This window comes from Streptomyces griseofuscus, from assembly GCF_014673495.1.
Classification (GTDB): domain Bacteria; phylum Actinomycetota; class Actinomycetes; order Streptomycetales; family Streptomycetaceae; genus Streptomyces; species Streptomyces murinus.
Genome location: NZ_CP051006.1, coordinates 4,397,889 through 4,423,806 on the forward strand (window position 1 = coordinate 4,397,889; position 25,918 = coordinate 4,423,806).

21 protein-coding genes are annotated in these 25,918 nt (G+C 71.2%); 9 read left to right on the plus strand and 12 right to left on the minus strand.

Features of this window, described 5'->3' with window-relative positions; translation table 11 throughout:
- Positions 1-66: 66 nt before the first annotated feature.
- The 3 genes from HEP81_RS19550 to HEP81_RS19560 form a co-directional block, all read right to left on the minus strand.
- On the minus strand, positions 67-774 hold the full coding sequence (locus HEP81_RS19550) for a hypothetical protein (protein WP_051849816.1): 708 nt from the start codon (positions 772-774) through the stop codon (positions 67-69).
- A 182-nt stretch (positions 775-956) separates the two neighbouring features.
- Positions 957-2,036, minus strand: a complete 1,080-nt coding sequence (locus tag HEP81_RS19555) for a metallophosphoesterase (RefSeq protein WP_037650500.1) — start codon at positions 2,034-2,036, stop codon at positions 957-959.
- A gap of 306 nt (positions 2,037-2,342) precedes the next feature.
- Complete coding sequence (locus tag HEP81_RS19560; protein ID WP_078967094.1) at positions 2,343-3,455, minus strand: LacI family DNA-binding transcriptional regulator; 1,113 nt, start codon at positions 3,453-3,455, stop codon at positions 2,343-2,345.
- Positions 3,456-3,884: 429 nt separating this feature from the next.
- Between HEP81_RS19560 and hisC the strand changes: the two genes are divergently transcribed.
- The 4 genes from hisC to cydD all read left to right on the plus strand — a co-directional run bounded on the left by hisC (position 3,885) and on the right by cydD (position 11,505).
- A complete protein-coding gene (gene hisC, locus HEP81_RS19565) occupies positions 3,885-4,964 on the plus strand; it encodes a histidinol-phosphate transaminase (protein WP_037650505.1) in 1,080 nt (359 codons plus the stop codon).
- Between the two features lie 401 nt (positions 4,965-5,365).
- Positions 5,366-6,874 carry a cytochrome ubiquinol oxidase subunit I gene (locus tag HEP81_RS19570; protein ID WP_037650507.1) on the plus strand — a complete coding sequence of 503 codons (1,509 nt, stop codon included), beginning with the start codon at positions 5,366-5,368 and terminating at the stop codon, positions 6,872-6,874.
- A gap of 15 nt (positions 6,875-6,889) precedes the next feature.
- Entirely contained in the window at positions 6,890-7,894 is a 1,005-nt protein-coding gene (gene cydB, locus HEP81_RS19575; protein WP_037650508.1) for a cytochrome d ubiquinol oxidase subunit II, read from the plus strand.
- Positions 7,895-7,953: 59 nt separating this feature from the next.
- Positions 7,954-11,505, plus strand: coding sequence for a thiol reductant ABC exporter subunit CydD (cydD, locus tag HEP81_RS19580; RefSeq protein ID WP_037650510.1), 3,552 nt, complete (start codon positions 7,954-7,956; stop codon positions 11,503-11,505).
- 67 nt (positions 11,506-11,572) lie between these two features.
- Here the strand turns inward: cydD and HEP81_RS19585 are convergent, their stop codons facing one another.
- The 5 genes from HEP81_RS19585 to HEP81_RS19605 form a co-directional block, all read right to left on the minus strand.
- Positions 11,573-12,442 (minus strand): HAD family hydrolase, encoded by an 870-nt coding sequence (locus HEP81_RS19585; RefSeq protein ID WP_037650512.1) that lies wholly within the window; start codon positions 12,440-12,442, stop codon positions 11,573-11,575.
- A gap of 131 nt (positions 12,443-12,573) precedes the next feature.
- The gene (locus HEP81_RS19590) at positions 12,574-13,476 is read right to left on the minus strand and encodes an LLM class flavin-dependent oxidoreductase (protein WP_037650515.1); all 903 of its coding nucleotides are present in this window, start codon (positions 13,474-13,476) and stop codon (positions 12,574-12,576) included.
- Between the two features lie 42 nt (positions 13,477-13,518).
- The gene (locus HEP81_RS19595) at positions 13,519-14,067 is read right to left on the minus strand and encodes an RNA 2'-phosphotransferase (RefSeq protein WP_037650517.1); all 549 of its coding nucleotides are present in this window, start codon (positions 14,065-14,067) and stop codon (positions 13,519-13,521) included.
- 179 nt (positions 14,068-14,246) lie between these two features.
- A complete protein-coding gene (locus HEP81_RS19600) occupies positions 14,247-16,004 on the minus strand; it encodes an SDR family oxidoreductase (protein WP_106979817.1) in 1,758 nt (585 codons plus the stop codon).
- A complete protein-coding gene (locus HEP81_RS19605) occupies positions 16,001-16,843 on the minus strand; it encodes a M24 family metallopeptidase (RefSeq protein WP_037650519.1) in 843 nt (280 codons plus the stop codon). Before HEP81_RS19605 ends, HEP81_RS19600 begins: the two co-directional genes overlap by 4 nt.
- A gap of 245 nt (positions 16,844-17,088) precedes the next feature.
- On the opposite strand from HEP81_RS19605, the gene HEP81_RS19610 reads away from it, so the two are divergent.
- The 5 genes from HEP81_RS19610 to HEP81_RS19630 all read left to right on the plus strand — a co-directional run bounded on the left by HEP81_RS19610 (position 17,089) and on the right by HEP81_RS19630 (position 20,940).
- A complete protein-coding gene (locus tag HEP81_RS19610) occupies positions 17,089-18,081 on the plus strand; it encodes an ABC transporter ATP-binding protein (protein WP_037650521.1) in 993 nt (330 codons plus the stop codon).
- Positions 18,071-18,979 (plus strand): membrane protein, encoded by a 909-nt coding sequence (locus tag HEP81_RS19615; RefSeq protein WP_037650524.1) that lies wholly within the window; start codon positions 18,071-18,073, stop codon positions 18,977-18,979. Before HEP81_RS19610 ends, HEP81_RS19615 begins: the two co-directional genes overlap by 11 nt.
- Positions 18,976-19,887, plus strand: coding sequence for an ABC transporter ATP-binding protein (locus HEP81_RS19620; RefSeq protein WP_037650527.1), 912 nt, complete (start codon positions 18,976-18,978; stop codon positions 19,885-19,887). Before HEP81_RS19615 ends, HEP81_RS19620 begins: the two co-directional genes overlap by 4 nt.
- Before the next feature lie 10 nt (positions 19,888-19,897).
- On the plus strand, positions 19,898-20,617 hold the full coding sequence (locus HEP81_RS19625) for an ABC transporter permease subunit (protein ID WP_037650529.1): 720 nt from the start codon (positions 19,898-19,900) through the stop codon (positions 20,615-20,617).
- Between the two features lie 83 nt (positions 20,618-20,700).
- The gene (locus HEP81_RS19630; protein WP_037650531.1) at positions 20,701-20,940 is read left to right on the plus strand and encodes an SGM_3592 family protein; all 240 of its coding nucleotides are present in this window, start codon (positions 20,701-20,703) and stop codon (positions 20,938-20,940) included.
- Positions 20,941-20,978: 38 nt separating this feature from the next.
- Here HEP81_RS19630 and HEP81_RS19635 read toward each other — a convergent pair whose 3' ends face one another.
- From HEP81_RS19635 to efeB, 4 genes are all read right to left on the minus strand, one after another.
- On the minus strand, positions 20,979-21,776 hold the full coding sequence (locus HEP81_RS19635; RefSeq protein ID WP_037650533.1) for an HAD family hydrolase: 798 nt from the start codon (positions 21,774-21,776) through the stop codon (positions 20,979-20,981).
- On the minus strand, positions 21,773-23,050 hold the full coding sequence (serS, locus tag HEP81_RS19640) for a serine--tRNA ligase (RefSeq protein ID WP_037650539.1): 1,278 nt from the start codon (positions 23,048-23,050) through the stop codon (positions 21,773-21,775). Before serS ends, HEP81_RS19635 begins: the two co-directional genes overlap by 4 nt.
- A gap of 507 nt (positions 23,051-23,557) precedes the next feature.
- Complete coding sequence (pheA, locus tag HEP81_RS19645) at positions 23,558-24,490, minus strand: prephenate dehydratase (protein ID WP_037650541.1); 933 nt, start codon at positions 24,488-24,490, stop codon at positions 23,558-23,560.
- Between the two features lie 132 nt (positions 24,491-24,622).
- Complete coding sequence (gene efeB / locus HEP81_RS19650; protein WP_037650544.1) at positions 24,623-25,912, minus strand: iron uptake transporter deferrochelatase/peroxidase subunit; 1,290 nt, start codon at positions 25,910-25,912, stop codon at positions 24,623-24,625.
- Positions 25,913-25,918 lie beyond the last annotated feature (6 nt).

The window sequence follows — 25,918 nt, forward strand, 5'->3', positions numbered from 1 at the left end:
GCTCCGGCCGGGTCACCGGCTTCGGAGCGGCGCCTTGTCGGGCCGAAGGCCCCCCGCCCGGCGGGGTCAGTCCGGCTGGCGTTCCGGGTCGGCGTGTTCCGAGCCGGTGTGGTCGGGATGGTCGGCGAGGGCCTCCTGGAGGAAGGGAAGGATGCCGCGTTCCAGAAGGGCGGTCTCCCAGGCGGCTCTGGCTCTGGCGACCTCCTCGGTGGCGGCGTCGCGGGCCCGGGATTCGGGGGAGGAGCCGTTGCGCAGGGCGGTCAGAAGCAGTCCCGCGGCGGCGACGAGAAGCGCGGCCACGGTCAGGGCCCCGAACACCCAGCCGGCGGTGAGCATGGTGCCGGCGAAGGACTGTCCTGGGTCCAGGGTTCTCAGGATGTAGCCGATGAGCAGGAATATCACCGCCGCGGTCGCGGACAGCAGCGGCGCCAGGACGGCGACGACCGCGACCGCCCCCGCGCCGTGCGCGGCGGCGAGATCCGCCGCGGCCGGATCCGGCTCGGCGAGGGCGGCGCCGGCCGCGCCCGCGGCCTGCTCCGGGTGGCGCAGTTCGTCCCGGATCCGCACATAGCGCTGGTACTCGGCGGCCGCGGCCGCCGTGATGAGCGTGGACGCGGCGATGGCCATGGTGCGCAGTTGCGCGGGGTTGAGCCGCTGTCCCACGGCGGCCAGTTCCGGTCGGTGTGGTGCGGAGCGCAGAACCTCGTCGAGGAGCCGCTCGAACTCCCGGCGGTCCTCGTTCCGCAGGTGCTGCGGAAGGCTGTTCATGTGCATCCCCCGATGCTCCGTAGGGCTTGGGGCTCGCGCAGCGGCGAGCCATCGGGCAGAAACGGAGGGGAGCCTGCTACGGATAAGCCGATGGTAGAGCCGTGACGGCGCGTGGTGACAGGGGAATGCCGGAAATTGCCTCCCGGCCTGCGCGTACTCCGGTATGGCGGCGGCCGCCCGGGGAACGGTCAGTGCTCCAGCGGGAGTTGCCTCACCAGCAGCTTTCCGGCCATGGTCACTCCGCCGTCCATGGCGATGGCGAGCCCCTCGGCATAGACATGCGGTCCTTCGACCACCGGGTCGTTGCTCTCCTCGCCGTCCTCGGAGCCCACTTCGCCCAGCAGATAGGGGATGGGGCTGTGGCCGTGCACGATCCGGGTGCCGCCGTAGGTGTCCAGCAGGGAGCGCACGGCGTCGGCGCCGCCCTCGTCGCGGAAGGAGAAGCGCTTGGTGAGCTTGCGGAACAGGTCCCAGCACTCGTCCGCGTCATTGCGGGTGAGCCGCTCGCGGACGGTGTCGTTGACGGCCTCGATGGAGTCGCCGTAGTCGAGGTAGGCGGTGGTGTCGGAGTGCACCAGCAGATAGCCGTCGACCTCTTCGAGCGCGTCGAGGCGGGCCATCCACTGGAGATGGTGGTCCTGGAGACGGTCCATGTCGGTCTTCTGGCCGCCGTTGAGCAGCCAGGCCGCCTGGAACGTGGCGGTGCCCGCACCGGAGTTGACGGGCGTGTCGCCGAACCGCTTGGCGCCGAGCAGCAGCAGCTCGTGGTTGCCCATGAGGGCCTTGCAGTAGCCGCCGGCCGCGGCCGCCTCGGCGGACAGCCGCATCACCAGGTCGATGACGCCGATGCCGTCCGGTCCGCGGTCGGTGAAGTCGCCGAGGAACCACAGCCGGGTGGTGCCGGCGCACCACTGGCCCGCGTCGTCGATCAGCCCCTGCTCCCGCAGGGCGGCCATCAGTTCGTCGAGATAGCCGTGCACATCGCCCACGACGAAGAGCGGGCCGGGTCCTGCCACGGGCTGCGCGGCCGGGGCGGCGGGCGCCGGGTCGACGGGCACCTGGAGCGTGTCGCCGCGGTTGATGACCGGCAGATCGCGCTGGGTGGGCGTGTACGCCTCGGGGTACGACTCCTCGGCGGGCGGCGCGCTCTCGCCCTGCTGGGTGTGGGGGACGTACGGAGCGGACTCGTGGACGTACGCGGGCACCCGGAAGTCGCGCAGCGTAGCCGTCCGCTCCACCTCGGGTCCCTGACCGGCCCCCTGAGTCATCAGACCCCTCCACCATCGCGCCGCATCTGCACCGCTTCGGACTGCCTGGTCGCAGCGGTCCGCGGTGTCGTGGGCCCATCATAGGAATGCGCGTCGCGCCATGTGATGACCCAGGGGTGGTGAATCGGAACAAGACTCCGCTTCGCCGCGGCTTTCGCCCCGTTTGGGCAGATGTTCTCCGGCGGTCGGAGGACCGCCGACCCGGTGCGGCCGGCGCGGCCGCGCGGTCCGACGGCATCCGGGCCGCCGCCGAAAGCCGTCCGAGCCGTCCCCGAACGGCTTCCGCACCACCGCGCGCGGCCCGTCCTACGTGTCGTCCGGGGATCGCGGCGGGCTGACCGTCGTGCGCGGGGGCCGCCGCTGGGAGGATGTGCGCACGATCAGCTCGGTCGGTATGACCTGCTCGACCGGTTGCTCGGATTCCACGCCCTCGATCGCGTCGATGAGCAGCTGGACGACGGCCGTGCCGATACGGCGCGGCTTGAGCGAGAGCGTGGTGACGGGCGGCTCGGTGCTGGCGTACACGGTGGACTCGCTGCAACACACCAGCAGCAGATCGTCCGGGACGCGCAGCCCGTAGCGGCGGGCGGCGGCGAGCAGATCGGTGCCGTTGGGGTCGAACAGCCCGTAGACCGCGTCGGGCCGGTCGGGCCGGGCGAGCAGCCGGTCGGCGGCGACGGCGCCCGCGCACGGGTCGTGCGCCGGATAGGACTCGTAGACCGGGTCCTGGCCGACCCGCTCGCACCAGTGCAGGTAGGCCGTGGTCGACAGGTGGGTGTACGTGTCGGTCGAGGTGCCGGTGAGCAGCCCGATACGGCGGGCGCCGGCGGCGGCGAGATGGTCGAGGATGCCGAGGACGGCGGCCTCGTGGTCGTTGTCCACCCAGGCGGTGACCGGGAGCGCGCCCGCCGGGCGGCCGTCGGAGACGACGGGCAGGCCCTGGCGGACGAGTTCGCTGACCACCGGGTCCTGGTCGGAGGGGTCGATGACGACGGTGCCGTCGAGGGCGACGTTGGACCACACGTCGTGGCGGGAGGTCGCGGGCAGGATGACCAGGGCGTAGCCCCGGGCCAGCGCCGCCGAGGTGGCGGCCCGCGCCATCTCGGCGAAGTACGCGAACTCCGTGAAGGTGAAAGGTTCATCCCCGTACGTGGTCACGGTCAGGCCGATCAGACCCGACTTGCCGGTACGGAGGGTGCGGGCGGCGGCCGAGGGGCGGTACCCCAGCCGGTCGGCGACCTCGCGGACATGGCGCCGGGTGGCGTCCGGGAGCCGGCCCTTGCCGTTGAGGGCGTCGGAGACGGTCGTGATGGAGACGCCGGCGGCGGCGGCCACGTCCCTGATGCCCGCCCGGCCCGGCCGGCTGCCTCGACGTGAGGTTTCCGCGCGGCTCACCTGGTGCTTCCCTGCTGCTGTCATGGCGAGCCGATAGTAGGGCTCATGCGGTGGGGTAGTGCGGACGCATATGCACTCGTTGACAGGCACGTTTCTGCATGGTGATGCGGCGTTAACTACCTGTGAATCTAAGGCAGTTGGGCGCTTTCTTGGCAAGACATAGCGCGACGGCGCGCATGAGCCTGCCAATGGTCCGATGTTTCGAAGAGGTCTCAACTCACCTGCACGGGTGATGCGCGCTACGGCGCAAGCCACCGGCGCATAGATATATGTGCGGCGCGCCCCCGAAAGATCCGCCTTCATGGGGCGATGCCCGGTGATGCCCCTGTTACAGCCGTGAGCCCAGGAGCTTTGCCCACGGCCAGTACTCAGGGCAGCCGAATCCTCATATGGTGAGCAGTATTGGAAGCCGGCGGCGTCGACGGTCCGCCGGTGGTCGCGAGGAGGACTGCGGTGAGCGAGACGAGCCCCAAGCTGCGCGCCGAGCTGGAGGGTATCCCCACCTACAAGCCGGGCAAGCCGGCCGCGTCCGACGGACCGGTCGCCTACAAGCTGTCCTCGAACGAGAACCCGTACCCGCCGCTGCCCGGTGTGCTGGAGCGTGTGACCGCGGCCGCGGCCTCCTTCAACCGCTACCCCGACATGGCGTGCGCCGCCCTGACGGAGGAGCTGGCGGAGCGCTTCGGGGTGCCGGCCTCCCACGTGGCCACCGGCACGGGCTCGGTGGGCGTCGCCCAGCAGCTGATCCAGGCGACCAGTGGTCCCGGCGACGAGGTGATCTACGCCTGGCGCTCCTTCGAGGCGTACCCGATCATCACGCAGATCAACGGGGCCCGGTCGGTGCAGGTGCCGCTCACGCCCGGCGATGTGCACGACCTGGACGCGATGGCGGAGGCGATCACCGACCGGACGCGGCTGATCTTCGTCTGCAACCCGAACAACCCGACCGGCACGGTGGTACGGCGGGCCGAGCTGGAGCGCTTCCTGGACCGGGTGCCGAAGGATGTCCTGGTGGTGCTGGACGAGGCGTACCGGGAGTTCATCCGCGACCCCGAGGTGCCCGACGGCGTCGAGCTGTACCGGGAGCGGCCCAATGTCTGCGTCCTGCGGACCTTCTCCAAGGCGTACGGCCTCGCCGGGCTGCGTGTCGGTTTCGCGATCGCCCATGAGCCGGTGGCCGCCGCGCTGCGCAAGACGGCGGTGCCGTTCGGCGTGAGCCAGCTGGCGCAGGAGGCGGCGATCGCCTCGCTGCGGGCCGAGGACGAGCTGCTGGGCCGGGTCGGCTCGCTGGTCTGCGAGCGCACCCGTGTGGTGGACGCGCTGCACGCGCAGGGCTGGACGGTGCCGGAGACGCAGGCCAACTTCGTGTGGATGCGGCTCGGGGAGCGTACGACGGCGTTCGCACAGGCCTGTGAGGAGCACGGTGTCGTGGTCCGGCCGTTCGCGGGCGAGGGTGTCCGGGTCACGATCGGGGAGGCCGAGGCGAACGACATCTTCCTGAAGGTCTCGGAGGCCTTCCACAAGGAGCTGTGAACAAGGAGCTGTGATCCAGCTCTCTCGGCGGCTGTCGTCCGGTTCACGGAGCAGCTGTAATCCGGCTCACGCCGGAGAAGATCACGGGCGCCCGGCTCTGTCGGGCGCCCGTTTCACGTGAAACGGGGCATTGACGGCAACTCCCTGGTCGACGGCGGGAGTTACCCATCTTCCGGAGTCCCATGCCCGCCCTACGGCCCCTTTGGCGGGACGTCGGGGGGACCGCCGGGAACTTGACTCCGAGGCAAGGGGGCGACCCCGCACTTCCTGGCTGAAAAACGGTGCGCCATAATGGCTTGTGAATGTGAACGCGTTCACAAGCGCGTCCCGTTTGCCCCGTATGTACGTGACAGACGGGGCGAATCGCCGCAGTACCACGGCGTAGTAAGGAGAGTGACGACGTGGACCTGGCATTGGCGCCGGAGACACTGGCGCGCTGGCAGTTCGGCATCACGACCGTCTACCACTTCCTGTTCGTCCCGCTGACGATCTCCCTGGCCGCCCTCACGGCCGGGTTGCAGACGGCCTGGGTGCGCACGGAGAAGGAGAAGTACCTCAGAGCGACGAAGTTCTGGGGCAAGCTCTTCCTGATCAACATCGCGATGGGTGTGGTCACCGGCATCGTGCAGGAGTTCCAGTTCGGCATGAACTGGTCCGCCTACTCGCGTTTCGTGGGTGACATCTTCGGCGCCCCGCTCGCCTTCGAGGCGCTGATCGCGTTCTTCTTCGAGTCCACGTTCATCGGGCTGTGGATCTTCGGCTGGGACAAGCTGCCGAAGAAGATCCACCTGGCCTGCATCTGGATGGTCTCGATCGGCACGATCCTGTCGGCGTACTTCATCCTCGCGGCCAACTCCTGGATGCAGCACCCGGTCGGCTACAAGATCGACAAGGCCAGGGGGCGGGCCGAGCTCACCGACTTCCTGGCGGTGCTCACCCAGAACACCGCGCTGAGCCAGGCCTTCCACACGCTGGCCGCCGCGTTCCTGACCGGTGGTGCCTTCATGGTCGGCATCTCCGCCTACCACCTGGCCCGCAAGAAGCACATCCGCGAGATGAAGACCTCGCTGCGGCTCGGTCTGATCACCGTGGTCATCGCCGGCATGCTCACCGCGGTCAGCGGCGACACCCTCGGCAAGGTCATGTTCAAGCAACAGCCGATGAAAATGGCCGCCGCCGAGGCGCTGTGGGACGGCCAGAAGCCGGCGCCGTTCTCGATCTTCGCCTACGGCGATGTGGAGAAGGGCCACAACACGGTCGCGATCGAGATACCCGGCCTGCTCTCCTTCCTCGCCAACGACAACTTCACGTCGGAGGTCCCCGGGATCAACGACGTCAACAAGGCCGAGCAGCAGCGGTTCGGGCCCGGCGACTACCGGCCCAACATCCCCGTCGCCTTCTGGGGCTTCCGCTGGATGATCGGCTTCGGCATGTCGTCCTTCGCCATCGGGCTGGCCGGACTCTGGCTGACCCGCAAGAAGTTCATGCTGCCGGAGCATCTGCGGGTCGGTGAGGACGAGGTGCCGCATCTGGTGCTCTTCCGCAAGAAGGCGCTCGGCCCCGGGCTGACGCCCTGGTACTGGCGCATCGCGACCTGGACCATGGCCTTCCCGCTGATCGCCAACTCCTGGGGCTGGATCTTCACCGAGATGGGCCGTCAGCCGTGGGTGGTCTACGGCGTGCTCCAGACCCGGGACGCGGTCTCCCCCGGCGTCTCCCAGGGCGAGGTCCTCACCTCGATGATCGTCTTCACCTCGCTGTACGCGATCCTCGCGGTGATCGAGGTCAAGCTGCTCGCGAAGTACATCAAGGCCGGGCCGCCCGAGCTGACCGAGGACGACCTCAACCCGCCCACGAAGATCGGCGGCGACACCAGTGACGCCGACCGGCCGATGGCCTTCTCGTACTAGGCCGAGGGAACAGTCATGGAACTTCACGACGTCTGGTTCGTCCTGATCGCCGTCCTGTGGACCGGCTACTTCTTCCTGGAGGGCTTCGACTTCGGGGTCGGCATCCTCACCAAGCTGCTGGCCCGCGACCGGGCCGAGCGGCGGGTGCTCATCAACACCATCGGACCCGTCTGGGACGGCAACGAGGTGTGGCTGCTCACGGCGGGCGGCGCGACCTTCGCCGCCTTCCCCGACTGGTACGCCACCCTCTTCTCCGGCTTCTATCTGCCTCTGCTGGCCATCCTGGTCTGCCTGATCGTGCGCGGCGTGGCCTTCGAGTACCGGGCGAAGCGGCCCGAGGAGAACTGGCAGCGCAACTGGGAGACGGCGATCTTCTGGACCTCCCTGCTCCCGGCGTTCCTGTGGGGCGTGGCCTTCGGGAACATCGTGCGGGGCGTCAAGATCGACCAGCACTTCGAGTACGTCGGCAGCTTCTGGGACCTGCTCAACCCCTACGCCCTGCTCGGCGGACTGGTGACGCTCACGCTGTTCACCTTCCACGGGGCGGTGTTCACGGCGCTCAAGACCGTCGGCGACATCCGGGGGCGGGCGCGGCAGCTGGCCCTGTGGGCCGGTCTCGTCGCCGCCGTGCTGGCGGTGGGCTTCCTGCTGTGGACGCAGGCCGACAGCGGTGACGGCAAGAGCCTCATCGCCCTGGTCGTGGCGGTCCTCGCCCTGGTGGGCGCACTGACAGCCAATCAACTCGGGCGCGAGGGATGGGCGTTCAGCCTGTCCGGCCTCACCATCGTGGCGGCCGTGGCGATGCTCTTCCTGTCGCTCTTCCCGAATGTCATGCCGTCCACCCTCAACGGCGCGTGGAGCCTGACGGTCAGCAACGCCTCGTCCAGCCCGTACACCTTGAAGATCATGACCTGGCTCGCGGTGATCGCCACTCCGCTGGTGGTGCTCTACCAGGGTTGGACCTACTGGGTGTTCCGCAAGCGGATCGGCACGCAGCACATCGCCGAAGCCGCACACTGAGTCCGTCGAGGGTGTGTTTCACGTGAAACACACCCTCTGGACCGAAGGGCCTGTTTCACGTGAAACCAGTCGATCCTCGTCTGCTGCGGTACGCCCGAGCCACCCGCTTCTTCCTGGTGGCGGTCGTCGCCCTGGGCGCCGTCGGCGCCGGGCTGGTCATCGCCCAGGCGATGCTCCTGGCCGAGGTGGTCGTCGGTGCCTTCCAGCACGGGCGCTCCCTGGCCGAACTGACCACTCCCCTGCTGCTTCTGGTGGCGGTGTCCGCGGGGCGGGCCCTGGTCGCCTGGCTCACCGAACGTGCCGCCCACCGGGCGAGCGCGGCGGTGAAGTCCGAGCTGCGGGGGCGGCTGCTGGAGCGGGCTGCGGAGCTCGGTCCCGAGTGGCTCGGCGGGCAGCGCACCGGCTCGCTGGTCAACCTGGCCACGCGCGGGGTCGACGCCCTCGACGACTACTTCTCGCGCTATCTGCCGCAGTTGGGGCTCGCGGTGGTGGTGCCGGTGGCGGTGCTGGCGCGGATTGTCACCGAGGACTGGGTGTCGGCGGCGATCATCGTCGGCACCCTCCCGCTCATTCCGCTGTTCATGATGCTGATCGGCTGGGCCACGCAGGCGCGCACGGACCGGCAGTGGCGGCTGCTGTCCCGGCTGTCCGGTCACTTCCTGGACGTGGTCGCGGGGCTGCCCACGCTGAAGGTGTTCGGCCGGGCCAAGGCACAGGCCGAGTCGATCCGGCGGATCACCGGTGAGTACCGCCAGGCGACCATGCGCACCCTGCGGATCGCCTTCATCTCCTCCTTCGCGCTGGAGCTGCTCGCCACGCTGTCGGTGGCGCTGGTGGCCGTGACGATCGGCATGCGGCTGGTCCACGGCGACATGGACCTGTACATCGGGCTGGTGATCCTGGTGCTGGCGCCGGAGGCGTACCTGCCGCTGCGTCAGGTGGGGGCGCAGTACCACGCGGCGGCGGAGGGACTGGCGGCCGCGGAGGAGATCTTCGAGGTGCTGGAGACACCGGTGCCGGTGTCCGGGACCGCTGCGGTGCCGTCGGGCGCGGTGGCCTTCGAGTCGGTCACGGTGCGGTATCCCGGGCGGTCCGTGGACGCGGTGAGCGAGGTGTCGTTCACCGTCGAGCCCGGGGAGACCGTGGCGCTGGTCGGGCCGAGCGGGGTGGGCAAGTCCACGCTGCTGAACGCACTGCTGGGGTTCGTACGGCCCACCGCGGGGCGGGTGCGGATCGGCGGGGTCGACCTCGCCGAACTGGATCTGGCGCAGTGGCGGTCGCGGATCGCATGGGTGCCGCAGCGGCCGCATCTGTACGCCGGGACGATCGCGGAGAACGTACGGCTGGCGCGGCCCTCGGCGGACGAGGAGGCGGTGCGGCGGGCGTTGCGGGACGCCGGGGCGTGGGAGTTCGTGGCCGCGCTGCCGGAGGGGGCCGGCACAGTGCTCGGGGAGGACGGGGCGGGGCTCTCGGCGGGGCAGCGGCAGCGGCTGGCCCTGGCGCGGGCGTTTCTGTCGGATCGGCCGGTACTGGTGCTGGACGAGCCGACGGCGGCGTTGGACGGGGTGACCGAGGCGGAGATCGTCTCGGCGGTGCGGCGGCTCGCGGTGGGCCGTACGGTGCTGGTGGTCGTGCATCGGCCCGCGCTGCTGGAGGTGGCCGACAGGGTCGTACGGCTGGAGCCCGCCGAGCCGGAGACTGCGGGTGCGGGTGGGGACACCGGGCGCACCAAGGGGCTCCGCCCCCTGGACCCCGGGCCTCGTCCGCCCGCCCCCGGAAACTCGGCACTGGAAGGTGAGACCGACGCCGCGCCCTTCGAGACGTTGCCGGTATCCGGGTCGCCCGACACGTCGGACCGCCCCCGCGGCGCCCTCGGTTGGGTCCGTGGGCTGGCCGGGGCCCGGCGGGGGCGGTTGGGGCTGGCGTCGGTGCTGGGGAGTCTCGCGCTCGGGAGTGCCGTGGGGTTGATGGCGACCTCGGGATGGCTGATCTCGCGGGCGTCGCAGCAGCCGCCGGTGCTGTATCTGATGGTGGCCGTGACGGCGACGCGGGCGTTCGGGATCGGGCGGGCGGTGTTCCGCTACACCGAGCGGCTGGTCTCGCACGACGCCGTGCTGCGGATGCTGGCCGACACCCGGGTCGCGGTCTACCGGCGGCTCGAACGCCTGGCCCCCGCCGGGCTGCGCGACGCCCGCCGCGGTGATCTGCTGACCCGCCTGGTCGCGGACGTGGACGAGCTCCAGGACTACTGGCTGCGCTGGCTGCTGCCCGCCTCCGTCGCCCTGCTCGTCTCCGGTGCGACCGTCGGCTTCACGGCCTGGCTGCTCCCCGAGGCGGGCGCCGCCCTCGCGGTGGGTCTGCTCGCGGCCGGAGCCGGTGTGCCCCTGGTGACCGCGGCCGCGGCCCGGCACACCGAGCGCCGGCTGGCACCCGCCCGCGGCGAACTGGCGACCCGCGTCACCGATCTGCTCACCGGCACCGCCGAGCTGACCGTGGCCGGCGCGCTGCCCGCCCGTACCGGCGCGGCCAAGCGGGCGGACGGCACCCTGACCCGGATCGCCTCCCGCGCCGCCGCCGTCACCGCGCTCGGCGACGGACTCACCGCGCTGGTCTCCGGCCTGACCGTCACGGCCATGGCGCTGTTCGGCGTCCAGGCGGTGGCGGCCGGCCGGCTCGGCGGTGTCGCGCTGGCCGTCGTCGTCCTCACCCCGCTGGCCGCGTTCGAGGCTGTACTCGGGATGCCGCTCGCCGTCCGCCACCGGCAGCGGGTGCGGCGCAGCGCGGAGCGGGTGCGGGAGGTGCTGGAGGCGCCGGAGCCGGTGCGTGAGCCCGAGCGGCCCCGCCCGGTGCCCGCGACGCCGTTCCCACTGGTCCTCAAGGGGCTGGCCGCGCGGCACGAGGGACAGCACGGTGAGGCGCTGACCGGGTTCGACCTGACGCTGGAGCGGGGCCGCCGGATCGCCGTGGTGGGGGCCTCCGGCTCCGGCAAGACGACCCTCGCCCAGGTGCTGCTGCGCTTCCTCGACCCGCGCTCCGGCTCCTACACCCTCGCCGGGGTGGGCGCCTCCGAACTGCCCGGCGACGAGGTGCGGCAGCTGGTCGGGCTGTGCGCCCAGGACGCGCATCTCTTCGACAGCTCGGTGCGCGAGAACCTGCTGCTGGCCAGGAAAGGCGCCACCGAGGCCGAGCTGCGCGGGGCACTGGCGCGGGCCCGGCTGCTCGACTGGGTGGACGGGCTGCCCGACGGCCTGGACACCCTGGTCGGCGAGTACGGGGCGCGGCTGTCCGGCGGCCAGCGGCAGCGCCTCGCGCTGGCCCGCGCGCTGCTCGCCGACTTCCCCGTGCTGGTCCTGGACGAGCCGGCCGAGCACCTGGACCTGCCGACGGCCGACGCGCTCACCGCCGATCTGCTGGCCGCCACCGAGGGCCGTACGACACTGCTGATCACCCACCGGCTCGCCGGTCTCGACGAGGTGGACGAGGTCCTGGTGCTCGACGCGGGCCGCGTCGTACAGCGGGGCCCCTACGCGGAACTCGCCGCGGTGGACGGTCCGCTGCGCGAGATGGTGCGCCGCGAGGCGGAGGCGGAGTCGCTGGTGGGCGCGCGGTGAGACCCCGGGGCACCGTCCGCGGACGATGCGTCGGCAGGCGGTGCCCCGGGGCCTCGTGCGGCTCGGTCTAACCGTGCTGGTCGAGCAGACGCTCGATCACGATCGCCACGCCGTCCTCCGTATTGGCGGCGGTGCGGCCGGAGGCGGCGGCGACGGCGTCGGGGTGGGCGTTGCCCATGGCGTAGGACTGCCCGGCCCAGGTCAGCATCTCGATGTCGTTGGGCATGTCCCCGAAGGCGACGACCTCCTCGTGCGAGATGCCGCGCTCGGCACAGCACAGGGCGAGCGTGCTGGCCTTGGAGACGCCCGGGCCGCTGAGTTCCAGCAGGGCGCTGGGGCTGGAGCGGGTGACCGTGGCGCGCTCGCCGACGGCCAGCCGGGCCAGGGTGAGGAAGGCATCCGGGTCGAGGGTGGCGTGGTGGGCGAGGATCTTGAGCACGGGCTGCGCGGCGGTCGGGCCGTCCGGCGCGAGCAGTTCCTCGGCGGGCAGCCGGTGGCCCGGCACCTCCATGTGCAGCCGCGGATAGGCGGGCTCCTGGTGGAAGCCGTAGGTCTGCTCCACCGCGAACACCGTGCCGGGCGCGGCCCGGCGCAGCAGCCGGACTGCCTCCAGGGCGTTGCCGCGGGCCAGCTCGCGCACCTTGGTGAACCGGTGGGCGCCGGGGCCGCCGCCCAGGTCGACCACGGCGGCGCCGTTGCCGCAGATGGCCAGCCCGTGGCCGTGGACATGGTCGCTGACGACGTCCATCCAGCGGGCCGGGCGGCCGGTGACGAAGAAGACCTCGATGCCCGCCTGCTCGGCGGCGGCCAGGGCGGCGACGGTCCGCGGGGAGACCGACTTGTCGTCGTGCAGCAGGGTGCCGTCGAGGTCGGTGGCGATCAGCCGCGGGCGGATCGCGGCGGCGGGGGTCCCGGGTTGCCTGGTCGCTGAGGTCATCCGGTCATTCTCGCGCATATGCCCGCACGGGCGTGCGGAAGTGTGCACAGATGAGACACAGATGACGCTCCGGGTGCCCCTGCCGCCCCACGAAGTGTCCCGGGACCCGCATGAGCGTGCCGCAGGACACATCAGCCCAACTGGGCGAGGCCCTCCATGGCGATCCGCTCGAAGATCTTCTCGTCCGCGGCGAAGTCGGAGTCCGGGATGGGCCAGTGCAGGACGATCTCGGTGAAGCCGAGGTCCCGGTGCCGCCCGGCGAAGTCCACGAACGCGTCCAGCGAGGTGAGCGGGCGGCCGCGGTCCGGGGTGAAGCCGGTGAGCAGGATCTTGTCCAGACCGGCGGCGTCCCGGCCGGCCTCCGCGCAGGCGTCGGTCAGCCGGGCCAGCTGTCCGCGCAGCGCCTCCACCGACTGCTCCGGGGTGCCCGTCTCGTACAGCTTCGGGTCGCCCGTGGTCACCCATGCCTGGCCGTGGCGCGCGGCGAGCCGCAGCCCGCGCGGGCCGGTGGCGGCGACGGCGAACGGCAGCCGGGGGCGCTGGACGCAGCCCGGGATGTTGCGCGCCTCGTCCGCCGAGTAGTAGCGGCCCTCGTGCGTCACCGCGTCCTCGGTGAGCAGCCGGTCGAGCAGCGGCACGAACTCGGCGAAGCGGTCGGCGCGCTCGCGCGGGGTCCACGGGTCCTGGCCGAGGGCGGTGGCGTCGAAGCCGGTGCCGCCGGCGCCGATGCCGAGGGTGATGCGGCCGCCCGAGACGTCGTCCAGGGAGATCAGTTCCTTGGCGAGGGTGACCGGGTGGCGGAAGTTCGGGGAGGTGACCAGGGTGCCGAGGCGGAGCCGCTCGGTGGCGGCCGCGGCGGCGGTCAGGGTGGGGACGGCACCGAACCAGGGGCCGTCACGGAAGCTGCGCCAGGACAGGTGGTCGTAGGTGTACGCCGTGTGGAAACCCAGCTGCTCGGCGCGCACCCAGGTGGCGCGGCCGCCCTCGTGCCAGCGGCGGTACGGCAGTATCACGGTGCTCAGACGCAGACTCATGCGTTCGAGGGTAAGCGGTGGGCCGAGGCGGTGCGGGTGAGATCAGCGCGGTCCTGGGAAACGCAGATGGCGCGGGGGCACGGCGGCCGTCAGCCAGACGCCGTTGGCGCTGACGTGGAAGACATGGCCGTCACGGTGCATGGCACCGGCGTCGACCACCAGGACGACCGGGCGGCCCCGGCGGAGGCCGACCCGGGTGGCGGTGTCGCGGTCGGGGGAGAGGTGCACGGCATGTCTGTCCATGGGCTTGAGACCGGTGGCCCGGATGGACTCCAGGGCGCGGGGGTGGGTGCCGTGGTAGAGGTACGGCGGCGGGGTGGCCGGGGGAAGGCCAAGGTCCACGGCGACGGTGTGGCCCTGGTTGGCGCGGATCCGGGCACCGTCGACCGTGAAGCGCCGTTTGTCGTTGGTGGCGACGACCCGGTCGAGTTCCTCGCGGGTGAAGCGGAAGCCGTGCTCGGCCGCCGCGCTGATCAGAGTGTCGATGTCCACCCAGCCGGCGGGGTCGAGGGTGAGGCCGATGCGGTCCGGCTGGTGGCGGAGGTGCCGGGAGAGGTACTTCGAGACCTTGACCGTGCGTCTTTCGCCCATGGGGTCTTCGTCCATGGGTTCAGGGTGGTCGAGAGACGCGGATCACGCAGCTTGTTTTCGCGGGGAGGTTTGATCCACAGGCAACCGCGGTTATCCACAGGGGAATGGGCGAAGTTGTGGACAACTGGATTGCGCAGACGGGGTGTTGAGGACCGGCACCCCCAACGCCCCCGCCCGGCTCACACCTTCGGCTCCACCCGCGCCAGCCGGCGCAGCGCCCCCGGCAGCACCCGGGACAGGAGGTGCGCGCCCCGCGCCTCCGGGGTCACCGGGACCACCGGACGGTTGTGGACCACCGCGTCCAGGATCGCCGAAGCCACCTTCTCCGGCGGGTAGTTGCGCAGTCCGTACAGGCGCGCGGAGCTCTTCTGCAAGCGGCGCTCCTCGGTCTCGTCGGCCCCGGCGAAGCGCGCCGTGGACGTGATGTTGGTGTTGACGATGCCGGGGCAGATCGCCGTGACCCCGATCGTCTGGGACGCCAGCTCCGCGCGCAGGCACTCGGAGAGCATCAGGACCGCCGCCTTGGAGGTGCTGTAGGCGGGCAGCACCCGGGACGGCTGGAACGCCGCGGCGGACGCGATGTTGACGATATGGCCGCCCTGGCCCCGCTCGGCCATCCGCGCCCCGAAGAGCCGGCAGCCGTGGATCACGCCCCAGAGGTTGACATCGAGGACCTTGCGCCAGTCCTCGGTGGTCGTGGCGAAGAAGGACCCGGACAGGCCGATGCCCGCGTTGTTGACCAGCACGTCCAGCACGCCGTACGCGCGGTGGACCCGCTCGGCCAGCTTCTCCATGGCCTGTTCGTCCGAGACGTCCGCGGTCTCCGCCCATGCCTCGGGCGCACCGATCAGCCGGGCCAGTTCCGCGGTGCGGGCCGCCGCCTCGGCGTCCCGGTCGACGGCCACCAGCCGCGCGCCCGCCTCCGCGAACGCGAACGCCGTCGCCCGGCCGATCCCGCTGCCCGCGCCGGTGACCAGCACCAGCTGCCCGCCGAACCGCGCCGAGTGGGGCCCGGTCGCCTTCGGCTCGGGGCGGCCGCCCTCCACCGACAGGACGAACTCCTCGATCCAGGCGGTCAGCTGGTCCGGCCGGGTGCGCGGCGCCCAGTGCTTGGCCGGGAGCGTGCGCCGGGTCAGCCGGGGCACCCAGCGGTCCAGGTCGTCGTAGAGCCGCTCGGAGAGGAACGCGTCGCCCTGGGGCGTGATCAGCTGCACCGGCGCGTGCGCGAACGCGTCCGGGCGGGGGTGGGTCAGCCGCGGCCGCACATTGTCCCGGTACAGCCAGGCGCCGTGGGCCGCGTCCTGGGGCAGGGAGGAGGTCGGGTAGTCGCCGGCCGGAATGCCCTCGGCCCGCTCCAGTAGCTTCGGCCAGTGCTTGCCGAGCGGGCCGCGCCAGGCCAGCTCCGGCAGGGCCGGGGTGTGCAGCATGCCCACGTACCAGGACTTGGCGCCCTGGCCCAGGAGCTGGGCCACCCGGCGGGGCGTCGGACGCTTCAGGCGGTCGTTGATCCAGTGCCCGAAGTGGTCCAGGGACGGTCCGGAGATCGTGGTGAAGGAGGCGATACGGCCCTCCGTGCGGCCGACCGTGACGAACTCCCAGGACTGCACCGAGCCCCAGTCGTGGCCGACGAGATGCACCGGGCGGTCCGGGCTCACCGCGTCCACCACGGCCAGGAAGTCGTCCGTGAGCTTGGCCAGCGTGAAGCCGCCGCGCAACGGCCGCGGCGCCGTGGAGCGGCCGTGGCCCCGGACGTCGTACAGCACCACATGGAAGCGCTCCGCGAGGCGCGGAGCTATCTCGGACCACACCTCCTTGCTGTCCGGATAGCCGTGCACCAGGACCACCGTCGGCTGCTGCGCGTCGCCCAGTTCGGCCACGCACAGGTCGATTCCGCCGGTCCGTACCGTGCGCTCGCGCGCACCCTTCAGGGTCGTCACTTCTCCTCCGCCCAGCGCCGCACATGCGGCAGCTCGTCGTCCAGCCAGAACGCGCTCTGCTCGGGGTCCTTCGAATCGGTGACCACGAGCAGCTCCTCGAACTTCGCACCCGTGCCCCGGAAGCCCAGATGCGGTTCGACCGCCCACAGGCCCGGCTTCGGCGGATGGTCCGAGAAGCGGTACGGCGACCACAGCGGCGACCAGCCCTCGCGGTGGCCGTGCAGCGCGTCCGAGGCGAGGCCCTTGAGGGACTGGGTGCCGAAACCGAAGACGTGGGGCGCGAAGCGGCGCTCCCGCACCCGGTCCACCTTGTGGGCGATCACACCGAAGGGGTAGGCCCGATGCCGGTTGGCGTAGCCCTGGCGGACCATCAGCCGCTCCACGTCCTCGTAGATCTCCCGCAGCGGACGCCGCTCCCGCACCTCGCGCAGGATCAGCTCCCGGTGCGCCTCCAGATCGGCCATCAGCCGGTCCTGTACGGGATTCACCCCGAGGGACCCCGAGTAGCCGATGTCAGCCGTGTATCCCTCGAACACCGGAGCCATGTCCAGGATGAACGGCATCCCCGGCTCGAGTTCGCGGTCGGTCGGGAAGAACTGGAGCGGGATCCGGAAGTTCACGAACGCCGTACGGTCCCCGAACCAGGCGAAGGGCAGATGGAACCAGTCCCGCACCCCGCGCTCGCGCAGCCACTCCCGCTGCATCCGCGCGGCCTCACGCTCGGTCACCCCCGGCTCCAGGCGCGCCGCGACCGCCTCCGCGCACTCGTAGGCGAGGCGCTGCACCTTTCCGAATCCCCGCAGCTCCGTGGGGAGTTCACTGCTCACTGCCGTCGTCATGCCGCCTCGTCCCGTGGTCCGGCCGATTCGCGTCGGCTGCGGTACGCGTCCGTAACTTGACAGAGGTGAATCTCGCAGTTGTTAGAGGCGGCGTCAATAGGCGGGGGTGCGGGCCCGGGACAAGTCCGGGTGCCCCCTAGGGAGGGGCGGCCCCTAGGGTCCTGTAATACCTGGGGCGGACCCGAAGACGGCTCTGTGGTCTGACGACCGGCGTGGCCGGGATCACTACCGTTCGGTGGGTGACTGTGATCGCGACCGAAAGCCTGAGCAAGCGGTTCCCCCGGGTGACCGCGCTCGACCGGCTGTCCGTGGACATCGGGCCCGGGGTGACCGGACTCGTCGGAGCCAACGGCGCCGGCAAGTCCACCCTGATCAAAATCCTGCTGGGGCTGTCCCCCGCCACCGAGGGCAGCGCCCGGGTGCTGGGCCTGGACATCGCCACCGAGGGCGCCGCCATCCGCGAACAGGTCGGCTACATGCCGGAGCACGACTGCCTGCCGCCGGACGTCTCGGCGACCGAGTTCGTCGTGCACATGGCGCGCATGTCGGGGCTGCCGCCCACGGCCGCGCGCGAGCGCACCGCGGACACCCTGCGCCATGTCGGCCTGTACGAGGAGCGCTATCGCCCCATCGGCGGCTACTCGACCGGCATGAAGCAGCGCGTGAAGCTCGCGCAGGCCCTGGTGCACGACCCCAAGCTGGTCTTCCTGGACGAGCCGACCAACGGCCTCGACCCGGTCGGCCGCGACGAGATGCTCGGCCTGATCCGCCGCGTCCACTCCGACTTCGGCATCTCCGTCCTGGTCACCTCGCACCTGCTGGGCGAGCTGGAGCGGACCTGCGACCACGTGGTCGTCATCGACGGCGGCAAGCTGCTGCGCTCCAGCTCCACCACCGACTTCACACAGACCACGACCACCCTCGCGATCGAGGTCACCGACAGCGACGCCCATCCCGACGGCACCGCCGCGGTCCGCGACGCGCTGAGCGAGCGCGGGGTGGAGACCCACCACGAGGGCGCGGGCCTGCCCGGCGCCGGCCACATCCTGCTGCTGACCGCCGCGGGCGAGGAGACGTACGACCTGGTGCGCGACGTGGTCGCCGACCTCGGCCTCGGCCTGGTCCGCATGGAGCAGCGCCGGCACCACATCTCCGAGGTCTTCACCACCGACACCACCGACACCGCCGAAGGCAGCGGCGACGAGCAGCGGAAGGAGGCCGTCGGCCATGGCGGTTGAGCAGCCCCTGACCTCGCCCCCGGGCGAGACGACCCGGATCCACGACATCGGCTACCGCGGCTACGACGGCCCGCGCCTCGGCCGCGCCTACGCCCGCCGCTCCCTGTACTCGCAGTCCCTGCGCGGCGCCTACGGCCTCGGCCGCTCGGTGAAGTCCAAGGTGCTGCCCATGCTGCTGTTCGCGGTCATGTGCGTGCCCGCCGCCATCATGGTCGCCGTCGCCGTCGCGACCAAGGCGCACGAACTGCCGGTCGCCTACACGCGGTACGCGATCATGCTCCAGGCCGTCATCAGCCTGTACGTCGCCTCCCAGGCGCCCCAGGCCGTCTCCCGCGACCTGCGCTTCAAGACGGTCCCGCTGTACTTCTCGCGGCCGATCGAGACCGCCGACTACGTGCGCGCCAAGTTCGCCGCGCTCGCCTCGGCGATCTTCATCCTCACCGCCGCTCCCCTGCTGGTGATGTACGTGGGGGCGCTGCTGTCCAAGCTGGGCTTCGCCCACCAGACGAAGGAATTCGCCGAGGGACTGGTCTCCGTGGCCCTGCTCTCCCTGCTCTTCGCCGGCATCGGCCTGGTCATCGCAGCCGTCACCCCGCGCCGCGGCTTCGGTATCGCCGCCGTGATCGCCGTACTGGTCATCACCTACGGGGCGGTCTCCACCCTCCAGGCCATCGCGGAGGTCCAGGGGCACTCCGGCGCCATCGCGTGGATCGGCCTGTTCTCGCCGGTCACCCTGATCGACGGCGTGCAGTCCGCCTTCCTGGGCGCCACCGCCCGAAACCCCGGCGGGGTCGCTCCCTCGACCGGAGAGGGCATCGTCTACGTCCTCGTCACCCTCGCACTGATCGCCGGCTGCTACGGCCTTCTGGTGCGCCGCTACAAGAAGGTGGGACTGTGACGACCCTCAGCATCGACCATGTCTCCCGCTGGTTCGGCAACGTGGTCGCCGTCAACGACATCACGATGACCATCGGACCCGGTGTGACCGGTCTGCTCGGCCCCAACGGCGCCGGGAAGTCCACCCTGATCAACATGATGGGCGGCTTCCTCGCCCCCTCCACCGGCACGGTCACCCTCGACGGACAGCCGGTGTGGCGCAACGAGGGGATCTACCGGCACATCGGCATCGTCCCCGAGCGCGAGGCGATGTACGACTTCCTGACCGGGCGCGAGTTCGTCGTGGCCAACGCGGAACTGCACGGCCTCGGCGACAAGGCCGCCCAGCGGGCCCTGGCCACCGTCGAGATGGAGTACGCCCAGGACCGCAGGATCGCCACGTACTCCAAGGGCATGCGCCAGCGCGTGAAGATGGCCAGCGCCCTGGTGCACGACCCCTCGCTGCTCCTGCTGGACGAGCCGTTCAACGGCATGGACCCGCGCCAGCGCATGCAGCTGATGGATCTGCTGCGGAGGATGGGCGACGAGGGCCGCACGGTGCTGTTCTCCTCGCACATCCTGGAGGAGGTCGAGCAGCTCGCCCGGCACATCGAGGTCGTCGTCGCCGGGCGGCACGCGGCCAGCGGCGACTACCGCAAGATCCGCCGTCTGATGACCGACCGCCCGCACCGCTACCTGGTGCGCTCCAGCGACGACCGGGCCCTCGCGGCGGCGCTGATCGCCGACCCGTCCACCGCCGGCATCGAGGTCGACCACGCCGAGGGCGCACTGCGCGTCCAGGCCGTCGACTTCGGCCGTTTCACCGCTCTGCTGCCGAAGGTCGCCAGGGACCACGGCATCCGGCTGCTCACGGTCTCGCCGTCGGACGAGTCCCTGGAATCCGTGTTCTCTTACCTGGTCGCGGCGTAGGAGGCCGAAGATGTACGACCCCACAGTCGCCCGGCTCACCTACCGGGCCCTGCTCGGCCGTCGCCGGGCCCTCATCCTCGGCGCGCTGCCGCTGCTGCTCATCGTGATCGCCGTGGCCGTACGCGCCCTCAGCGGGGCCGACGACCAGACGGCCGCCGATGTGCTCGGCGGGTTCGCGATCGCCACCATGGTGCCGATCATCGGTGTCATCGCGGGTACGGGCGCGATCGGTCCGGAGATCGATGACGGCTCTGTCGTCTATCTGCTCGCCAAACCCCTGAAGCGGCCGACGATCATCTTCACCAAGCTGATCGTGGCCATCGCGGTGACCATGGTGTTCTCCGCGGTGCCCACGCTGATCGCGGGCCTGATCCTCAACGGCAACGGCCAGCAGATCGCCGTCGCCTACACGGTGGCCGCGCTGGTGGCCTCCATCGCCTACTCCGCGCTGTTCCTGTTGCTCGGCACGGTCTCCCGGCACGCGGTCGTCTTCGGCCTGGTGTACGCGCTGGTCTGGGAGGCGCTGTTCGGCTCCCTGGTGCCGGGCGCGCGCACGCTGAGCGTGCAGCAGTGGGCGCTCGCGGTCGCACACAAGGTGGCCGGGGGCGACCTGGTCACCTCCGACGTCGGGCTGACGACGGCGGTGGTGCTGCTGGTCGTGGTGACGGTGCTGGCCACCTGGTACGCGGGGCAGAAGCTGCGCTCGCTGAAGCTGGCGGGGGAGGAGTGAGGGCCGTCCCCGATCTTTGACGGGGACTTCATCCCCGGCCGGGCACACTGGGCAAAAGGTGACGTAAGGCTAGGAGGCCGGGGATGGCGGAGGAGATGACGGGGGGTGGCGGGGAGCCCGCGGAGGACGCCTTCGAGGGGCTGGTCCTGGACGAGGACTTCGTGCGGGCCGCCGATACCTCCGAGCCGTCCGCCCGGGCCCGGATGCTGGCCGCCCGCTGGCGTACGGAGGCCCCCGAACCCCAGCCCTGGCGCTCGGACGAGCCGCCGGCGGGGTGGTTCTTCAGCAAGATACGACGGCGGGGGTGGCGCCGGCGGCGGTGAGCCCGCGGCCGACGCCACGGCAGGCACTGTGAACGGCGTTACGCCAGCAGGCCTTCCAGTACCGCCGCGATCCCGTCCTCCTCGTTCGAGGACGTCACCTCGTCGGCCACCGCCTTGAGCTCCTCGTGGGCGTTGGCCATGGCCACGCCCCGAGCGGCCCATCCGAACATCGGGATGTCGTTCGGCATGTCGCCGAAGGCGATCGAGTCCGAGGCCTTGAGGCCGAGGCGGCGCGCGGCCAGGGAGAGCCCCGTCGCCTTGGAGAGGCCGAGCGGCAGGAGTTCCACGATGCCCGCGCCGGCCATCGCGACCGAGACGAAGCCACCGGCCGCCTGTCGGGCGGCCTCCGCCAGTTCGTCGTCGCCCAGCGTCGGATGCTGTATGTAGATCTTGTTCAGCGGCGCGGCCCACAGGTCGGAGGCGTCGGTGAAGGGGACCGCGGGGAGCGGCCCCGCGACGGCGTAGCCGGGCCCCACGAGCACCTCGCCGTCCAGCCCGTCACGGCTCGCGGCGAGATGCAGCGGACCGACCTCCGCCTCGATCTTGGCCAGCGCCACCCCCGCCAGCTGACGGTCCAGGGTGACGGACGTCAGCAGGCGGTGCGCCCCGGCGTCGTACACCTGGGCGCCCTGGCCGCAGACCGCGAGGCCGTCGTAGCCGAGGTCGTCCAGGACATGGCGGGTCCAGGGGACGGCCCGGCCGGTGACGACGATGTGCGCGGCGCCCGCCGCGGCGGCCGCGGTGAGCGCGTCGCGGGTGCGCTGCGAGACCGACCCGTCGGAGCGCAGCAGCGTCCCGTCCAGGTCGGTCGCGACCAGCCCGTAGGGGAAGCTCACCTGGCCACCGGCTCCAGGACCTCCCGGCCGCCCAGGTAGGGGCGCAGCACTTCGGGGACCCGGACGGAGCCGTCGGCCAGCTGGTGGTTCTCCAGGATCGCCACGATGGTGCGCGGTACGGCGCACAGCGTGCCGTTGAGCGTGGCCAGCGGCTTGACCTGCTTGCCGTCGCGGACCCGGATGGACAGGCGCCGGGACTGGAACTCGGTGCAGTCCGAGGTCGAGGTCAGCTCGCGGTACTTGCCCTGCGTCGGGATCCACGCCTCGCAGTCGAACTTGCGGGCGGCCGAGGAGCCGAGGTCACCGGAGGCGACGTCGATCACGCGGAACGGCAGCTCCAGGGAGGACAGCCACTGCTTCTCCCACGCCAGCAGGCGCTGGTGCTCGGCCTGGGTGTCCTCGGGGTCGACGTACGAGAACATCTCGACCTTGTCGAACTGGTGCACGCGGAAGATGCCCCGGGTGTCCTTGCCGTGCGAACCGGCCTCGCGGCGGAAGCAGGGCGAGAAGCCCGCGTACCGCAGCGGCAGCTTGTCGGCGTCGAGGATCTCGTCCATGTGGTACGCCGCGAGCGCCACCTCGGAGGTGCCGACCAGGTAGAGGTCGTCCTTGTCGAGGTGGTAGACGTCCTGCGCGGCCTGGCCGAGGAAGCCGGTGCCGGCCATCGACTGCGGGCGGACCAGCGCCGGGGTCAGCATCGGGGTGAAGCCGGCCGCGGTGGCCTGGGCCATCGCCGCGTTCACCAGGGCCAGCTCCAGCAGGGCGCCGACACCGGTGAGGAAGTAGAAGCGGGAGCCGGAGACCTTGGCGCCGCGCTCGACGTCGATCGCGCCGAGCAGCTGGCCCAGCTCCAGGTGGTCCTTGGGCTCGAAGCCCTCGGCACCGAAGTCGCGGATGGTGCCGTGCGTCTCCAGGGTGACGAAGTCCTCCTCGCCGCCGACGGGGACGTCGGGGTGGACGAGGTTGCCGAGCCGGAGCAGCAGCTCATGGGTCTCGGCGTCGGCCGCGTCGCGCTCGGCGTCGGCGGCCTTGACGTCGGCCTTGAGCTGCTCGGCCCGCTTGAGCAGCTCGGCCTTCTCGTCGGCGGTGGCCTTGGGGATCAGCTTGCCGAGCTGCTTCTGCTCGGCACGCAGTTCGTCGAAGCGGACGCCGGAAGACCTGCGCCGCTCGTCGGCGGACAGGAGGGAGTCGACGAGCGCGACATCCTCTCCACGAGCACGCTGGGACGCGCGCACACGGTCGGGGTCCTCACGGAGCAGGCGAAGGTCAATCACAGGCCCAAGGCTACCGGTGCGGGGATCCCGCTCACGAATCACCATTACGGCGCGCTTGGATTTGCGGCTTACGGTGCGTTATGCGCTAATTGCCGCGCGTGTCAAGGGAAAGTGTCTCACTCCCTGGGACGAGGCAGGTCCAAGGCGCCCGGTTGACTCGATTTCCTTGTGGAGAGCGGGACTTGGCGACCTGGTTGTCCACAGAAATCCACACCCCTCGAAGAGTTATCCACAGGGTGTGGGGAAGTTCTGTGGATGCGGGAATTGATCACTCCGGATCCCCTGGTCGACGTGCAGAATTCCCCGGCCAAAGTGGATCGACACCCACTTTCGGGTGGAAAACGGTCGCCCCAAAAGATGAACCAAAGGAAACGGGTGGACGAAGGGTGAGTCAGGTGAAGGTCGCCCCGTCTGTGGGCTGTGGGGCGATTTGTCGACTGGATCGCGCTTCGCTGTCGACTTGTCCCCAGGTCGAGAAGCGCCCCTGTGGATAACTTCTGTGGATAACTAGAAGCGGCCGTCCTGGCAGCGCGCCACCCAGTCCGCGGCCCGCATGAACTCCTCGTCCGAGGTTCCCGGCCGTACGGCGCGTGCCTCGTCCGGCGTGATGTCGGCGCGCGGGTACGAGCCGAGGAAGCGCACTTCGAGGCAGAGCCGCTTCAGGCCCATCAGCGCCGCCGCCATCCGCCGGTCGGAGATATGGCCCTCGGCGTCCACGCAGAAGCAGTAGTTGCCGATGCCCTCGCCGGTCGGCCGGGACTGGAGCAGCATCAGGTTGATCCCGCGCGAGGCGAACTCGCCGAGCAGATCGCGCAGTCCGCCGGGGTGGTCGGTGCGCTGCCAGAGCACCACCGAGGTCTTGTCGGCGCCGGTCTTCGCGGCGGGCCGGGCCGGGCGGCCGACCAGCACGAACCGGGTCTGCGCGTTCTCCGCGTCGTGGATCCCGGTCTCCAGGGCCTCCAGGCCGTACCGGGCGGCGGCGAACTCGCCCGCGAAGGCGGCGTCGTAGCGGCCCTCCTGGACCAGCCGGGCCGCGTCCGCGTTCGAGGCGGCCGACTCCCAGACGGCGTCCGGGAGATTGGCCTTCAGCCAGTTGCGTACCTGCGGCTGGGCCGCGGGATGGGCGGAGACCGTCTTGATGTCGGCGAGCCGGGTGCCCGGCCGGACCAGCAGCGCGAAGGTGATGGAGAGCAGCACCTCGCGGTAGATCGTCAGCGGCTCGCCCGCGACCAGGCCGTCCAGGGTGGCGGTGATACCGCCCTCGACGGAGTTCTCGATCGGCACGAACGCGGCCTCGGCCTCGCCGGCCCGCACCGCGTCCAGCGCGGACTGCACCGACACGTACGGGGTCAGCTCCCGGGTGGCCGCCTCCGGCAGCGTCCGCAGGGCCACCTCGGTGAAGGTGCCCTCGGGACCGAGATACGCATAGCTCGCTGGCATGGTCCTCACCCTAATGGCCGCGGGCCGTCGTAGCTCAGGCGTCTCAAGATGACCACTCGACCGGGTGGTTTGGGAAGGGAAAATCCCCCTAGCCGATGGAATGACGGCTAAGGGGATCGAGGGGGCCCTCGCTCAGCCCTCCAGCAGCCGCTGCCCCACGTACTCGCCCTTCGCCGCCCCGCCCGGCACCGCGAACAGCGCGCTCGACTCGTGCCGGATGAACCGGGACAGGGCGTCGCCCCGGTCGAGCTTGCGCTGCACCGGTACGAAGCCGAGCAGCGGGTCCGCCTGCCAGCACACGAAGAGCAGCCCGGCGTCCGGGACCCCGTCCGCGTCGATGCCGTCGTGGTACGAGAACGGGCGCCGCAGCATCGCCGCCCCGCCGTTCTTGTCCGGCCGGGTGATCCGCGCGTGTGCGTTGAGCGCGATCACATAGTCACCCTTGGCGTCGGTCTTCTCCAGCTCCATCGGGGAGTTCTCGTGGCCCCCGGTCAGCGGCGCCCCGTCCGCCTTGCGGCGCCCGATGACCTGCTCCTGGGCGGCGACGGGCAGCTTCTCCCAGTCGTCCAGGAGCATGCGGATCCGCCGTACGACGGCGTAGGAGCCGTTCGCCATCCACGCGGGCTCACCCGAGGCGGGCACGAAGATCTGCTTGTCGAAGGCGGCGTCCGTCGGCTTCGGATTGCCCGTGCCATCGATCTGGCCCATCAGATTGCGGGCCGTCATCGGGTGGGCGGTGGCGCCCGGGGCGCGGTTGAAGCCGTTCATCTGCCAGCGCACCCGCGCGGCCGCCCCGGCGTCCTTCTGGATCGCGCGCAGGGCGTGGAAGGCGACCAGGGCGTCGTTCGCGCCGATCTGCACCCACAGATCGCCGTCGCTGCGCGCCTTGTCCAGATGGTCGGAGGAGAAGTCGGGCAGCGGATCGAGGGCGCCGGGCCGCTGCTTCTCCAGACCGGTGCGGGTGAAGAAGCTGTTCCCGAAGCCGAAGGTGACCGTCAGCGAGGAGGGGCCCGCGTCCCGGGACACATCGGTGTCGTCGTGCGGGGCCGGCTCGCCCGCCATCAGCCGCTCGGCCGTCGCCGACCAGCGGCGCAGCAGGGCCGCCGCCTCCTTGCGGCCCGCGCCCGCCGCCAGATCGAAGGCGATGAGATGACCGCACGCCTGGAGGCCCTCGGTGATGCCGGGCTGGTGTTTCACGTGAAACAACGCGCGGTCGGAGCCCACCGAGGTGAGCGGGGTGGCCGGGGCGGGCGCGGCGGCGTAACCGACGGCCCCGCCCGCCGCGCCGAGCACCAGCCCGGTGGCACCCGCGGTGCCGAGCAGGGCCCGCCGGGAGACACCCCCGGAACGGACCCCGGACGCCGTGGCCTCGGCCGCCGGGGGCGTGGGAACGGGAGCCTGTTGGGTGGACTGGTCGGTCATGGTCTG

Bases quoted from the DNA above. Each gene is read 5' to 3' on its own strand.
- HEP81_RS19585 (WP_037650512.1), bottom strand. From the start codon at position 12,442: ATGACCTCAGCGACCAGGCAACCCGGGACCCCCGCCGCCGCGATCCGC.
- HEP81_RS19550 (WP_051849816.1), bottom strand. From the start codon at position 774: ATGCACATGAACAGCCTTCCGCAGCACCTGCGGAACGAGGACCGCCGG.
- HEP81_RS19590 (WP_037650515.1), bottom strand. From the start codon at position 13,476: ATGAGTCTGCGTCTGAGCACCGTGATACTGCCGTACCGCCGCTGGCAC.
- HEP81_RS19615 (WP_037650524.1), top strand. From the start codon at position 18,071: ATGGCGGTTGAGCAGCCCCTGACCTCGCCCCCGGGCGAGACGACCCGG.
- cydB (WP_037650508.1), top strand. From the start codon at position 6,890: ATGGAACTTCACGACGTCTGGTTCGTCCTGATCGCCGTCCTGTGGACC.
- HEP81_RS19595 (WP_037650517.1), bottom strand. From the start codon at position 14,067: ATGGGCGAAAGACGCACGGTCAAGGTCTCGAAGTACCTCTCCCGGCAC.
- HEP81_RS19605 (WP_037650519.1), bottom strand. From the start codon at position 16,843: ATGACGACGGCAGTGAGCAGTGAACTCCCCACGGAGCTGCGGGGATTC.
- HEP81_RS19555 (WP_037650500.1), bottom strand. From the start codon at position 2,036: ATGACTCAGGGGGCCGGTCAGGGACCCGAGGTGGAGCGGACGGCTACG.
- HEP81_RS19560 (WP_078967094.1), bottom strand. From the start codon at position 3,455: ATGACAGCAGCAGGGAAGCACCAGGTGAGCCGCGCGGAAACCTCACGT.
- HEP81_RS19630 (WP_037650531.1), top strand. From the start codon at position 20,701: ATGGCGGAGGAGATGACGGGGGGTGGCGGGGAGCCCGCGGAGGACGCC.
- efeB (WP_037650544.1), bottom strand. From the start codon at position 25,912: ATGACCGACCAGTCCACCCAACAGGCTCCCGTTCCCACGCCCCCGGCG.
- pheA (WP_037650541.1), bottom strand. From the start codon at position 24,490: ATGCCAGCGAGCTATGCGTATCTCGGTCCCGAGGGCACCTTCACCGAG.
- HEP81_RS19625 (WP_037650529.1), top strand. From the start codon at position 19,898: ATGTACGACCCCACAGTCGCCCGGCTCACCTACCGGGCCCTGCTCGGC.